General features: G+C 71.1%; 11 protein-coding genes. 8 read left to right on the top strand and 3 right to left on the bottom strand.

Going from position 1 to position 13,073, the window contains the following annotated elements:
• Positions 1 to 342 precede the first annotated feature (342 nt).
• Positions 343 to 2,160 (bottom strand): malate synthase A, encoded by a 1,818-nt coding sequence (aceB, locus tag ACYVK7_RS12025; protein ID WP_460887946.1) that lies wholly within the window; start codon positions 2,158 to 2,160, stop codon positions 343 to 345.
• The gene (aceA, locus tag ACYVK7_RS12020; protein WP_460887945.1) at positions 2,160 to 3,506 is read right to left on the bottom strand and encodes an isocitrate lyase; all 1,347 of its coding nucleotides are present in this window, start codon (positions 3,504 to 3,506) and stop codon (positions 2,160 to 2,162) included. Before aceA ends, aceB begins: the two co-directional genes overlap by 1 nt.
• A 283-nt stretch (positions 3,507 to 3,789) precedes the next feature.
• Between aceA and ACYVK7_RS12015 the strand changes: the two genes are divergently transcribed.
• Positions 3,790 to 5,268, top strand: coding sequence for a helix-turn-helix domain-containing protein (locus ACYVK7_RS12015; protein ID WP_460887948.1), 1,479 nt, complete (start codon positions 3,790 to 3,792; stop codon positions 5,266 to 5,268).
• Between the two features lie 31 nt (positions 5,269 to 5,299).
• Here ACYVK7_RS12015 and ACYVK7_RS12010 read toward each other — a convergent pair whose 3' ends face one another.
• Complete coding sequence (locus ACYVK7_RS12010; protein WP_460887944.1) at positions 5,300 to 6,217, bottom strand: LysR family transcriptional regulator; 918 nt, start codon at positions 6,215 to 6,217, stop codon at positions 5,300 to 5,302.
• 184 nt (positions 6,218 to 6,401) lie between these two features.
• Between ACYVK7_RS12010 and ACYVK7_RS12005 the strand changes: the two genes are divergently transcribed.
• The 7 genes from ACYVK7_RS12005 to ACYVK7_RS11975 form a co-directional block, all read left to right on the top strand.
• Complete coding sequence (locus ACYVK7_RS12005; protein WP_460887943.1) at positions 6,402 to 7,769, top strand: MFS transporter; 1,368 nt, start codon at positions 6,402 to 6,404, stop codon at positions 7,767 to 7,769.
• Complete coding sequence (locus ACYVK7_RS12000) at positions 7,766 to 8,530, top strand: SDR family NAD(P)-dependent oxidoreductase (RefSeq protein WP_460887942.1); 765 nt, start codon at positions 7,766 to 7,768, stop codon at positions 8,528 to 8,530. The genes ACYVK7_RS12005 and ACYVK7_RS12000 overlap by 4 nt, the downstream gene beginning before the upstream one ends.
• 41 nt (positions 8,531 to 8,571) lie before the next feature.
• On the top strand, positions 8,572 to 9,894 hold the full coding sequence (locus tag ACYVK7_RS11995; RefSeq protein ID WP_460887947.1) for a short-chain fatty acid transporter: 1,323 nt from the start codon (positions 8,572 to 8,574) through the stop codon (positions 9,892 to 9,894).
• A 28-nt stretch (positions 9,895 to 9,922) separates the two neighbouring features.
• Positions 9,923 to 10,732 (top strand): CoA transferase subunit A, encoded by an 810-nt coding sequence (locus tag ACYVK7_RS11990; RefSeq protein WP_460887941.1) that lies wholly within the window; start codon positions 9,923 to 9,925, stop codon positions 10,730 to 10,732.
• A 3-nt stretch (positions 10,733 to 10,735) separates the two neighbouring features.
• Positions 10,736 to 11,386, top strand: a complete 651-nt coding sequence (locus tag ACYVK7_RS11985; protein WP_460887940.1) for a CoA transferase subunit B — start codon at positions 10,736 to 10,738, stop codon at positions 11,384 to 11,386.
• Positions 11,387 to 11,447: 61 nt separating this feature from the next.
• The gene (locus ACYVK7_RS11980) at positions 11,448 to 12,743 is read left to right on the top strand and encodes an acetyl-CoA C-acyltransferase (RefSeq protein WP_460887939.1); all 1,296 of its coding nucleotides are present in this window, start codon (positions 11,448 to 11,450) and stop codon (positions 12,741 to 12,743) included.
• 64 nt (positions 12,744 to 12,807) lie between these two features.
• The coding region (locus ACYVK7_RS11975) for a helix-turn-helix domain-containing protein (protein ID WP_460887938.1) at positions 12,808 to 13,073 on the top strand (266 nt) is incomplete at its 3' end.

Raw genomic sequence — 13,073 nt, 5'->3', positions numbered from 1 at the left:
TTCATAGCCATGCGGATCAAACTCGCTTCCTCTGGATCCACGATCCAGTATCAGCGTGTCCACCAAACGGGGTGAAGCCCCCCACAAGGCGCGCGGCCAGGCATGCGACCAGGCACGCGACCAGCCACGACAAGCCCACCCGCGGGCCCGCCCACCCTGTCCTGCCACGTCAGGCCACCCGTACGCCACCTCCTACGACCCGCCACACGCACCACCTGAAGGCGCCGGACCTCACCAGACCTGGGCCCATACCCGGCGCCGCACCGGTCACACCCCAGGGATGGCGGGGCTGAGAGAGGACCGGCGCGGCGTCGGGCAGCTTGTGTGGCGGGCGGCCGAGTCTCAGACCTGGTCGGCCGGCGATCCCACCAGGTGGCCCTGGTAGGCGGGGGTCGTCAGGAACGGCGGGAAGGCGTCCTTGAGGGCGACCTCGCGGAAGATCGCCGCGGCCTCCTCGATGCGGTTGCCGTGGTCGGGCGGCAGCGAGGCGACGACGTCGAGCAGCAGTGCCTCGACGCGCTCACGGGTCACCGGCTGCTGGTCGTCGTCCGTCACGGTGCCCGAGGCGATCCACTGCCACACCTGCGACCGGGAGATCTCGGCGGTGGCGGCGTCCTCCATGAGGCTGTCGAGCGCCGCTGCTCCGGTACCGCGGAGCCAGGCGTCGAGGTATCGCACGGCCACCGAGACGTTCGACCGGAGGCCCGCCGAGGTCACCGTGGCCCCGGCCCGTCGGGCCGATGCGATGTCGAGCAGCTCGTGCTGCCCCACGGAGACGTCGGGCCGCAGGCGGGTGACCTGGTTCGACGCGTCCCCCAGCACCGCATCGAACTCGGCCTGGGCCACCGGGATGAGGTCGGGGTGGGCCACCCAGGTGCCGTCGAAGCCGTCGCCGGCCTCGCGTCGCTTGTCGGCGCTCACCTGGGCGAAGGCGCGCTCCGTGACCTCCGGGTCGCGGCGGTCCGGGATGAACGCGCTCATGCCGCCGATCGCGTGCGCCCCGCGCTTGTGGCACGTGGCGACGAGCAGCTCGGTGTAGGCACGCATGAACGGTGCGGTCATGGTGACCTGCGCACGGTCCGGCAGCACGTACGACTCACCGCGCGTGCGGAAGCACTTGATCACCGAGAACAGGTAGTCCCAGCGGCCGGCGTTGAGCCCCGCGCAGTGGTCGCGCAGCTCGTAGAGGATCTCCTCCATCTCGAACGCGGCGGGCAGCGTCTCGATCAGCACGGTCGCGCGGATGGTCCCGCGCGGGATCCCGAGTGCGTCCTGCGCGACCTCGAACACCTCGTTCCACAGCCGTGCCTCCTTGTAGCCCTCCAGCTTGGGCAGGTAGAAGTACGGACCGCGACCGCGAGCGATCAGCTCGGCGGCGTTGTGGAAGAAGTAGAGCCCGAAGTCCACGAGGCTGCCCAGCGCGCTGCTCGTGATGCCGTTCGAGTCCGTGTAGCGCAGGTGGGCCTCGTCGAGGTGCCAGCCACGTGGGCGGAACACGATGGTCGGCAGGTCGGCGATGGCCGCCGACCGCAGCGTGTACTCCTTGCCTGCCTCGTTCGTGAAGCTGAGGGTGCCGCGGATCGCGTCGTGCAGTGCGAGCTGCCCCTCCACCACGTTGGGCCACGTCGGGCTGGACGCGTCCTCGGCGTCGGCCAGCCAGCACCGGGCGCCGGAGTTGAGCGCGTTGATCGTCATCTTCGGGTCGGTGGGACCCGTGATCTCGACGCGACGGTCCTCCAGGCCTGGCGCACCCCGCGAGCCCGCGACGCGCCAGTTCGGGTCGTCGCGCACCGGCCGGGTGGAGGCACGGAAGTCGGGGTCGCCGCCGTCGGCGATGTCCTGGCGCCGCAGCTGGCGCTGCGCGATCAGCTCGTCGCGCGCGGCGTCGAACCGGTCGTGGAGCAGGGCGAGGAACTGGAGCGCGCCCGTGCTCAGGATCTCGTCGTAACGCCGGCCGACAGAGCCGGTCACCGTGATCACGCCCCGGCGGTTGCCGGTCGGTGAGGCGCCCACCCCGCCGTTCGGCAGGGAGCTCGGCGCGGAGCTACGCCCAGCCGGGACGGCGCCGGCGCGCGCAGGCGGGGTGCCGATTCCGGCGAGGCCGGCGTCGGGATCGAAGGGGTTGGCGCCCTGCGGTCGGGTGTCGATCGTCGCGGTCATCAGAACTGCGCCGCCTCGGTGGATCCGGCCAGGGCCGTGGTGGCGGAGTCCGGGTTGAGCGCCGTCGCCACGCGGTCGAAGTACCCGGTGCCGACCTCGCGCTGGTGCTTGGTGGCGGTGTAGCCGCGCTCCTCGGCAGCGAACTCCTTCTCCTGCAGCTCCACGTACGCGGTCATCTGCTCACGGGCGTAGCCGTGGGCCAGGTCGAACATGGAGTAGTTCAGGGCGTGGAAGCCGGCCAGGGTGATGAACTGGAACTTGAAGCCCATGGCACCCAGCTCGCGCTGGAACTTCGCGATCGTGTCGTCGTCCAGGTGCTTCTTCCAGTTGAACGACGGCGAGCAGTTGTAGCTCAGCATCTGGTCCGGGAAGTCAGCCTTGACGGCCTCCGCGAACTTGCGGGCCAGCTCCAGGTCCGGTGTACCGGTCTCCATCCAGATGAGGTCGGAGTACGGCGCGTAGGCCTTGGCCCGGGCGATGCACGGCTCGATGCCGTTGGTCACCTTGTAGAAGCCCTCGGCGGTGCGCTCGCCGGTGATGAACGGGAGATCCCGCTCGTCCACGTCGGAGGTGATGAGCGTCGCGGCCTCCGCGTCGGTCCGGGCGATGACGATCGACGGCACGTCGGCGACGTCGGCGGCCAGGCGGGCCGCGTTCAGCGTGCGCACGTGCTGCTGCGTCGGGATGAGCACCTTGCCGCCGAGGTGGCCGCACTTCTTCTCCGAGGCGAGCTGGTCCTCCCAGTGCACGCCGGCGGCGCCCGACTGGATCATGGACTTCATCAGCTCGTACGCGTTGAGCGGTCCGCCGAAGCCCGCCTCGGCGTCGGCGACGATCGGTGCCAGCCAGTCGCGCGTCGGCGTGCCGTTCTCCGACACGTCGATCTGGTCGGCGCGCAGCAGCGCGTTGTTGATGCGACGGACCACCGCGGGCACCGAGTTGGCCGGGTACAGCGACTGGTCGGGGTACGTCTGGCCGGAGAGGTTCGCGTCACCGGCGACCTGCCAGCCGGACAGGTAGATGGCCTGCAGGCCGGCCTTGACCTGCTGCACCGCCTGGTTGCCGGTCAGTGCGCCGAGGGCGTTGATGTAGTCCTCCTCGTGCAGCTGGCGCCACAGGCGCTCGGCGCCGCGGCGGGCGAGCGTGTTCTCCTCACCGACCGAGCCGCGCAGCGCGACCACGTCCTCGGGGGTGTAGCTGCGTTCGATGCCGGCCCAGCGCGGGTCGGAGTCCCAGGACTGCTGCAGCTCGGCGGCCGTCTGCACCTGGTCGCCGGTGCGCACGGGCGTCGCGACCGTGGCGGACGCGGTGGCCTCGGACGTGGAATCGATCGTGGGTGCGCTCATGGCGGGTCTCCTTCTCGGGATGGAACGTCGTCACCGCGTCTTCCGGGTGACGTGTTACGACCTTCTGCCCTGCGCAACCCTCTTCTCAAGCAGAACTGAGTAGAAGAAACACGGTTCTTCTGTTGAACGGAAGCCTTCTCGTATGTCACCCTCGGGCATGGCAGGAACCACCGGGAATGGCAGAACCGCTCGAAACGTGACTTCTTCGCGTCTTACGCAGACCGCCACAGGGCGGGCGACGGGCCGGCCGCGCGGCCGGGTGCCGGGCCAGGCGCTCGGGCAGGTGCCGGGCCAGGCGGTCTCGTCGGCGGAGGGAACGTCGGGCGGTGAGCCGGACGCCCTCACGATCGGCCGGCGCATCCGGCACCTGAGGACCAGCAAGGGCATGACGCTCGACGACCTCGCCCAGGCGATCGACCGGGCGCCGTCGCAGGTCAGCACGCTGGAGAACGGCAAGCGGGAGCCCAAGTTCTCGCAGCTGCAGGCCATCGCCCGCGCGCTCGGCACCGGCGTCGACGACCTGCTGTCGGCGGAGCCGCCGTCGGAGCGCGACGCGCTGGAGATCGAGCTGGAGCGTGTGCAGCGCGGCCCGCTGTTCGCGTCGCTCGGGATCGAGGGCGTGCGCATCGGCAAGTCGCTGCCGCACGACGCGCTGGCGACCATCCTGGCGCTGCACCGCGAGCTGGAGCGGCTGCACACGGAGCGCGCTGCCACGCCGGAGGAGGCGCGCAGGGCCAACGGCGAGCTGCGCGACGACATGCGCGCCAAGGACAACTACCTGCCCGAGCTGGAGCAGGTCGCCAAGGGCCTGCTCGCGGACGTCGGGCACACGTCCGGTCCGCTGCCGCAGCGCATGGCGGCCGAGATCGCCGCGCACCTCGGCTTCACCCTGCACTACGTGAGCGACCTGCCGCACTCGACGCGTTCCGTCATCGACACGCGCAACCGGCGGCTCTACCTGCCGTCCAAGGGGTTCCGCGGCCGCTCCAACACGCGTTCCGCGCTGCTGCAGGCGCTCGCCTCGCACGTGCTCGACCACACCGAGCCCGGCGACTACGGCGAGTTCCTGCGCCAGCGGGTCGAGGCCAACTACCTCGCGGCCGCCCTGATGGTGCCCGAGAAGCCGGGCGTGAAGTTCCTGCGCGACGCCAAGGACGAGCGGTCCATCGCGATCGAGGACCTGCGCGACGCCTTCGGGGTCTCGTTCGAGACCGCCGCCCACCGGTTCACCAACCTCGCGACGCGGCACCTCGGCATCCCGGTGCACTTCATGAAGGTCCACGAGTCGGGGATCCTGCACAAGGCGTACGAGAACGACGGCGTACGGTTCCCGTCGGACGCCCTCGGCGCCGTCGAGGGGCAGCACGTGTGCAAGCAGTGGACCGCGCGGCGGGTGTTCGACGTCGAGGACCGGTTCAACCCGTACGCGCAGTACACCGACACGCCGTCGGGCACCTACTGGTGCACGTCACGCGTGGAGAACACGTCGGACGGCGCGTTCTCCGTGTCGGTCGGCGTGCCGTTCGCCGACGTCAAGTGGTTCGAGGGGCGCGAGACGACGGAACGCAACAGGTCGCTGTGCCCGGACGAGTCCTGCTGCCGGCGTCCGCCCGAGGAGCTGTCCGCCAAGTGGGGCGACTTCGCCTGGCCCTCGGCGCGTCCCCACGCGTCGATGCTGGCTGCGATGCCCTCCGGCGCGTACCCGGGAGTGGAGACCACGGAGGTCTACCGGTTCCTGGAGCAGCACGCGCCGGAGGGCTGAGGGCGGGTCGGTTGCGGGGCGGGCGTGCTGGTCAGACGCCGAGCATGCGGTCGCGCTGCCGTGCCATCTCGTCGGCGAGCGCCTGCACGACTGCGGCCACGGCGGGCCGCCTCCAGGACTCGCTGCGGACCACCGCCCAGTACGGCAGCCGCTCGGTGACCTCGTCGGGCAGGAGCCGCACCAGGTCGTCGTGCCGGTCGGCCATGAAGCAGGGCAGGAACCCGAGCCCTGCTCCCGCGCGGGTGGCCTCGACGTGCACGAACACGTTCGTGGAAGCCAGTGCGTCCTGCATACCCGGCACCAGGCGGCGCGGTGCGTCGAGGTCGTTCACCTGCAGCATCGAGTCGACGAAGTAGACCAGCCCGTGCCGGGACATCTCGGCGACCGTCGCCGGTGTGCCGTGCCGCGCCAGGTAGTCGCGCGAGCCGTACATGCCGAGCACGTACTCGCCCAGGCGCACAGCCTTCGCCCGCTGCACGCTGGGTTCCCCGACGACGACGTCGATGTCGACCCCCGAGCGGTGGTGCGTCGCCACCCGGGTGACCGTGACGAGCTCGACCGACAGCTCGGGGTGCGCGCCCCGCAGCCGGGCGATCGCGGGGGAGGCGACGTAGGCGCTGAACCCGTCGGTGGCCGTCATCCGCACGACGCCGGTGACGGGGTCCGCCTCGGTGTCACCGGCCACCAGACGGTCGACGGCCTCTGCCACGGCCTCACCGGCCCGGGCTGCCCGGCGGCCGAGCGACGTGAGCTCCCAGCCGTCCGCCCCGCGCACCAGGAGACGCCCGCCGAGGGAACGCTCCAGTGCCGTGATGTTGCGGGCGACCGTGGTGTGGTTGACGCCGAGCGCCTGCGCCGCCGTCGTGTACCGGCCGGTGCGGGCCACCTCCAGCAGCACCAGGAGCTGGTCGGCGACCTGGCCGGCCGGCGCGTCGTTGCGGGCTGACATGCCGTGACGCTACCAAGCCGCGGGCCGGCGAGTGTGCATTCCTGCACACGGCGTCTGCCCAGTTCGTCATTGCTCCGCACGGTGTTCGCGGGAACACTTCGGCAGGTCAGGGTGGCACGACGTGCGGACAGCACAGTCCCGGCCATTCCCCGTGTCAGAGTCGACACCCCCGAGGAGCAGCAGCATGTCTGCACAGCAGAGCACCGACGCACCGGACGACCGGTCGCTGATCAAACGCATCGTCGCCGCCTCGATGGCGGGCACCGTCGTCGAGTGGTACGACTTCTTTCTCTACGCGACTGCCGCGGCACTCGTGTTCAACAAGGTCCTCATGCCGGAGACCGGGAACGAGTACGACGCGATCATCGCCGCGTTCGTCACCTATGCGGTGGGCTTCCTCGCCCGACCGCTCGGTGGCGTCATCTTCGGCCACCTGGGCGACAAGCTCGGACGCAAGAGCACCCTCCAGTTCACGATCGTGCTGATCGGTGTCGCGACGGTGCTCATGGGCTGCCTGCCCACGTTCGGTCAGGTCGGCTACCTCGCCCCCGCGCTCCTGGTCGTCCTGCGCTTCGTGCAGGGCGTGGCGCTCGGCGGCGAGTGGGGCGGCGCCGTGCTGCTCGTGGCCGAGCACAGCAAGAACGACGAGCGGGCCCGCTGGACCGCATGGCCCCAGGCGGGCGTGCCCGCGGGCAACCTGCTCGCGACCGTCGTGCTCTACACGATGTCGGGTGTCCTGAGCGAAGCCGAGTTCCTGTCGTGGGGCTGGCGCGTCGCCTTCTGGCTGTCGGCCGTCGTGATCGTCGTGGGCTACTACGTCAGGACCCGGGTCTCCGACGCCCCGATCTACGAGGAGACGAAAGCCGCGATCGACCAGGGCGCCAAGAGCTACGGCGTCCTCGAGGTGATCAGGCGGTACCCGCGGGGCGTGCTGACCGGCATGGGCCTGCGGTTCGCGGAGAACATCCTCTACTACCTCGTGGTGAGCTTCTCGATCGTCTATCTCGGCACCGCGCTCGGCATGGACACCACCCGGATCCTCGGCGTCGTCGCGGCGGCGCACGCGTTCCACTTCGTGGTGATCCTGGTCGTGGGACGGCTCGCCGACAGCATCGGACGCAAGCCGCTGTACGTGGCCGGCGCGATCCTCGGCGCGACGTGGTGCTGGTTCGCCTTCCCCGCGATGGAGACCCGTAACTCGCTGGTGATCCTCGCCGTCCTCATGGCGGGCCTGCTCTTCCACGCCATGATGTACGCGGTGCAGCCGGCGATCATGGCCGAGATGTTCCCGACCCGGATGCGCTACTCGGGCGTCTCGATCAGCTACCAGGTCACCTCCATCGTGGCGGGTTCGCTCGCCCCGATCCTGGCCACCACCTGGCTCAAGAACACCGGCTCGTGGTGGCCCACCGCGGTCTACATGCTGGTCGCGGCGACCATCACCCTGGTGGCGGCCCTCGCACTGCGCGAGACGCGGGGCGCCTCGCTGCACGACCTCGACGCCGAGGACCAGGCGCGGGAGCGGGCGCTCGCGGCGCAGGATCGCCGATGAACCCGCCCCCCGAGAACGACCGGCTCGAGGGCCGCCGGGCGCTCGTGACCGGCGGCGCGAGCGGCATCGGGGCGGCGTGCGTCCGGGAGCTCGCGGCGCGCGGCGCGCACGTGACCGTTGCCGACGTGGACGGCGACGCCGCCAAGGCCGTCGCCGAGGAGGTCCGCGGCGAGGCCTGGGTGGTGGACCTGTCCGCCACCCAGGCGCTCGACGGCCTCGAGCTGGACACGGACATACTGGTGAACAACGCGGGCATCCAGCGGGTCAACGCCGTCCAGGACTTCGTGCCGGACGACTTCCGGCTGGTCCACCGGATCATGCTGGAGGCTCCGTTCCTGCTGGTCCGTGCCGTGCTGCCCGGCATGTACGAGCGGGGCTGGGGCCGGATCATCAACATCTCCTCCGTGCACGGGCTCGTCGCGTCGCCCTTCAAGGCGGCGTACGTGTCGGCCAAGCACGGGCTGGAAGGGCTGTCGAAGGTGACCGCCCTCGAGGGCGGCGAGCACGGCGTCACGAGTGTCTGCGTCAACCCTGGGTACGTGCGCACGCCGCTGATGGAGCGGCAGGTCACCGAGCAGGCGAGGGTGCACGGTATCCCCGTGTCGGAGGTGCTGGCTAAGGTCATGCTCGCGGAGTCAGCGGTGAAGCGGCTCGTGGAGCCCCACGAGGTGGCCTCGCTGGTGGGATGGCTCACGGGCCCGGCGTCGGCGATGGTGTCGGGCGCCTCATGGACGATCGACGGCGGATGGAGCGCACGGTGACCGAGACGACCAAGACCTCGAGGAACCCGTTCGCCGCGGCCATGCGCCCGGTGAACGCCGTCGTGGAGCGGTTCATCCCTAGCGCCCTGGTGTTCGCCGTGCTGCTGACGTTCGTGGTGGCGGCGCTCGCGCTCCTGCTGACGGACGCGGGGCCACAAGCCGTGCTCACGGGCTGGGGCGACGGGCTGTCCGGACTGCTCGCCTTCATGACCCAGATGGCGCTCGTCCTGCTGCTCGGGCACATGCTCGCCAACACGCGGCTCGTGCGCCGCGGGCTGGCCAGAGTCTCCGCGCTGCCGCGCAGCCCCGTGCAGGCGTACGTGTTCGTGGCGGTCCTCGCCTCGGCACTGTCGCTGGTGCAGTGGGGGCTCGGCCTCGTGGCGGGTGGCCTGCTGGCCCGCGAGGTCGCCGCCCAGATGCGCGCCAAGGGCGTGCGCGTGCACTTTCCGCTGCTCGTCGCCGCAGGCTTCTCCGGCTTCGTCGTCTGGCACATGGGATACACGGGATCGGGTCCGCTGACGGCGGCGACCACCGACTCGTTCGTCACGGAGCAGCTCGGCGGCACCATCCCGGTGTCCGAGACCACGTTCGCACCGTGGAACCTGGTCGCGGCCGTGGTCACGGTGGTCGTCGTCGCCGGTGCGCTGGCCCTGGTGGCCCCGCGCGGCACCGACCGGGTGGTCGAGCTCGAGGTCGACGCCCGCGCCGCCGAGGTCGAGCTCGAGCAGCCGGTCACGCCGGCGGACCGTCTCGACGCCAGCCGGGTCCTGACCACCCTGACGGGGCTCGGCCTCGTCGCCTACCTGGTGGTCTACTTCGCCGGCGGCGGCACGCCCACCCTCGACATCGTCAACTGGACGTTCCTCGCGCTCGTGCTCCTGCTGGTCCGCAGCCCGTTCGAGGTCGCGGCGCTCGTCAAGAACGCGGCGACCAACGTCGGCGACATCCTGCTGCAGTTCCCGCTGTACGCGGGCATCCTCGGGATCATGACGGCGACCGGGCTGATCCAGGTCTTCAGCGACGCGATCGTGAGCGTCTCCACGCCCCAGACGTTCGGGGCGCTGGCGTTCGTCGCCGCGGGCGTCGTGAACTTCTTCGTGCCGTCGGGCGGCGGGCAGTTCGCCGTCCAGGCGCCGATCCTGCTCGACGCCGCGACCCAGCTCGGCGTCGACCCGGCGGTCGCGATCATGGCCGTGGCGTACGGCGACCAGTGGACCAACATGATCCAGCCGTTCTGGGCACTCCCGCTGCTGGCCATCGCCGGCTTGAAGGTGCGGGACATCCTGGGATACACCACCGTGACACTGCTGGCCTCGGGGCTCGTCTTCGCGGCGACCCTGCTGATAGTCGGACCCGGGGCCTGACCGGATCCCGATCGGAATGGAGTCAACGATGACCGAAGCGAGAAGCAGCGGGTTCGACAAGGTGGTGGCGAGCGCGGCCGACGCGGTCGCCGACATACCTGACGGCGCGTCCCTGGCCGTGGGCGGGTTCGGCCTCTGCGGCAACCCGATCGCGCTCATCGAGGCGCTGCTGGCCCAGGGCACCACCGGCCTGTCCGTGGTGAGCAACAACTGCGGCGTCGACGACTGGGGGCTCGGCGTGCTGCTGAACGCCCAGCGCATCGCGAAGATGACCAGCTCGTACGTGGGGGAGAACAAGGAGTTCGAGCGCCAGTTCCTCTCGGGCGAGCTGGAGCTGGAGCTCACCCCGCAGGGCACCCTCGCCGAGAAGCTCCGCGCCGGCGGTGCGGGCATCGCCGCCTTCTTCACGCGCACCGGCGTCGGCACGCAGGTGGCCGACGGCGGTCTCCCGCGCAAGTACGACGGCGCCGGTGGCGTGGCCATCGCGTCGCCGGCCAAGGAGGTGCGCACGTTCGGGGACGACGGCGCCGAGTACGTGCTCGAGGAGGCGATCAGCACCGACTTCGCGCTGGTGCACGCCCTGCGCGGCGACCGGCACGGCAACCTCGTGTTCAACAAGTCGGCCCGCAACTTCTCGCCGCTCGCCGCGATGGCGGGACGCGTGTGCATCGCCCAGGTCGAGGAGCTCGTCGAACCGGGGGAGATCGACCCGGACACCGTGCACCTGCCCGGCGTCTACGTGCACCGGCTGGTGCACGTCGGCACCGACATCGAGAAGCGGATCGAGCGGCGCACCGTGTCCGCAGCGCCGTCGGCCACGACCACGAAGGGGGCCTGAACCATGGCGCTGACCCGACAGGAGATGGCCGCGCGCGCCGCGCGCGAGCTGACCGACGGCATGTACGTGAACCTGGGCATCGGGCTGCCGACGCTCGTACCCAACTACGTGCCGGAGGGCCGGCACCTCGTGCTGCAGTCCGAGAACGGGATCCTCGGCGTGGGCCCCTACCCGACGGAGGACAGGGTGGACCCCGACCTGATCAACGCGGGCAAGGAGACGGTGACGCTGCTGCCCGGCTCGTCCATCTTCGACTCCGCGACCTCGTTCGGCATGATCCGTGGTGGCAAGATCGACGCCGCGATCCTCGGCGGCATGCAGGTCTCGGCCACGGGCGACCTGGCCAACTGGATGATCCCGGGCAAGATGGTCAAGGGCATGGGCGGCGCCATGGACCTGGTGCACGGCGCCGGGCGCGTGATCATCCTGATGGAGCACGTGGCGCGCGACGGGTCGCCCAAGATCCTGCGTACGTGCTCGCTGCCGCTGACCGGCAAGGGCGTGGTGAACCGGATCATCACCGATCTGGCCGTGCTCGACGTCACGCCGTCCGGTCTGGTGCTCCGGGAGCTCGCGCCGGGAGTCACGGCCGACGAGGTCATCGAGAAGACCGAGCCGGAGCTCACCGTGGAGCTCGTCGAGCCGATGGTGTGAGGGGCTGTGAGGCGCACTGCGCCGGGAGATACGCTGAAGTACGACGGCCAAAGGAGGTCTCATGACTGACCCGATCAACACTCCGGCAAGCGCCACAAGCGCGGCTCCGGGTGCGGAGAACAGCGCTGACAAGACCAGCGTGCAGAACAACGCGCAGAACGACAGCCCCGACGACGTCGTGATCGTCTCGGCCGCACGAACGCCGCAGGGGCGGCTGAAGGGTTCGCTGGCGACGCTGAGCGCCGTGGACCTGGGCGCCGTGGCGGCGCGCCGGGCGCTGGAGGGCGCCGGGGTGCTCGCCGCCGACGTCGACAAGGTGGTCTTCGGCCAGGTGATCCAGGCGGGTGCGGGCCAGAACCCCGCCCGGCAGACGGCGGTCGCGGCCGGCGTCTCCTGGGACGTGCAGGCCGTCACCGTCAACAAGGTGTGCCTCTCCGGGCTGACGGCGATCATCGACGGCGCCCGGCTGCTGCGCACGGGCGAGGCGGCCGTGGTGCTCGTGGGCGGGCAGGAGTCGATGACGAATGCGCCGCACCTGCTGCCGGGGTCCCGGGTCGGGTTCGGATACGGGTCCGCCGAGCTGCTGGACGCCACCGCGCACGATGCCCTGACCGACGCCTTCGACGGCGTCTCCATGGGTATCTCGACGGAGGACCACAACTCCGGCTCCGTGTTCGTGTCCCGCGAGGAGCAGGACGCGATCGCCGCGGCCTCGCACCAGCGGGCGGCCGCCGCGACGAAGGACGGACTGTTCGAGGCGGAGCTCGCCCCGGTGTCGGTGCCGCAGCGCCGTGGGGAGCCGGTCGAGGTACGCACCGACGAGGGCGTCCGCCCCGACACGACACCAGAGTCGCTGGCGAAGCTGCGTCCGGCGTTCGCCGGCGAGGGCACGCTCACGGCGGGCAACTCCTCGCAGATCTCGGACGGAGCCGCCGCGCTCGTGCTCACGACGCGGGGCCGGGCCGAGGCGGCCGGGGTGCCCGTGCTCGCGACCGTCCGCGCACACGGCCAGGTCGCGGGCCCGGACAACTCGCTGCACTCCCAGCCGGCCCGGGCGATCGCCCAGGCCCTGGAGCGGCAGGGCTGGACGGCCGGGGACCTGGACGTCGTGGAGATCAACGAGGCGTTCGCCGTGGTGGTCGGAGTGTCCGCGAAGGCGCTCGGCGTTCCGTTGGACCGTGTCAACGTGCACGGCGGCGGGATCGCGCTGGGACACCCCGTGGGGGCGTCCGGGGCACGCATCGCCGTGCACGCGGCGCACGAGCTGGCACGACGCGGTGGCGGCCGGGCCGCCGTCGGCCTGTGCGGTGGTGGCGGCCAGGGCGAGGCGCTCCTGCTCGAGGCCGCGCCGAGGTAGTCACTCCGCGAGGTAGTNGCCCTCGGGCCGGTACCTGTCCCCGCACGAGCGTGAGGAGATCGCGGTGCGGTCCGCGGCGGGCTCCTCGGCGCGGCAGATCGCGGCCGTGCTGGACCGCTCGGCGTCCACGATCAGCCGGGAGCTGGCCAGGAACCGGGCGGCTGACGGGCGCTATAAGCCCTTGGTCGCGCAGGCCAGGGCCGAGGCCCGGGCCCGGCGCCCGAAGGAGTCCAAGATCGCGGCCCGGCCGCGGTTGCGGGCCTGGCTGGAGGACAAGCTCGATACCGAGCAGTGGAGCCCGCAGCAGTTGTCCGCCCGGCTACGGGTCGA

This window comes from Promicromonospora xylanilytica, from assembly GCF_054782895.1.
This window is presented reverse-complemented; position numbering and strand designations above follow the sequence as displayed.

Excerpts from the sequence above, each read along its gene's own strand:
- aceB (WP_460887946.1), bottom strand. The coding sequence starts at position 2,160 with ATGACCGCGACGATCGACACCCGACCGCAGGGCGCCAACCCCTTCGAT.
- aceA (WP_460887945.1), bottom strand. The coding sequence starts at position 3,506 with ATGAGCGCACCCACGATCGATTCCACGTCCGAGGCCACCGCGTCCGCC.
- ACYVK7_RS12010 (WP_460887944.1), bottom strand. The coding sequence starts at position 6,217 with ATGTCAGCCCGCAACGACGCGCCGGCCGGCCAGGTCGCCGACCAGCTC.
- ACYVK7_RS12005 (WP_460887943.1), top strand. The coding sequence starts at position 6,402 with ATGTCTGCACAGCAGAGCACCGACGCACCGGACGACCGGTCGCTGATC.
- ACYVK7_RS12000 (WP_460887942.1), top strand. The coding sequence starts at position 7,766 with ATGAACCCGCCCCCCGAGAACGACCGGCTCGAGGGCCGCCGGGCGCTC.
- ACYVK7_RS11995 (WP_460887947.1), top strand. The coding sequence starts at position 8,572 with ATGCGCCCGGTGAACGCCGTCGTGGAGCGGTTCATCCCTAGCGCCCTG.
- ACYVK7_RS11990 (WP_460887941.1), top strand. The coding sequence starts at position 9,923 with ATGACCGAAGCGAGAAGCAGCGGGTTCGACAAGGTGGTGGCGAGCGCG.
- ACYVK7_RS11985 (WP_460887940.1), top strand. The coding sequence starts at position 10,736 with ATGGCGCTGACCCGACAGGAGATGGCCGCGCGCGCCGCGCGCGAGCTG.
- ACYVK7_RS11980 (WP_460887939.1), top strand. The coding sequence starts at position 11,448 with ATGACTGACCCGATCAACACTCCGGCAAGCGCCACAAGCGCGGCTCCG.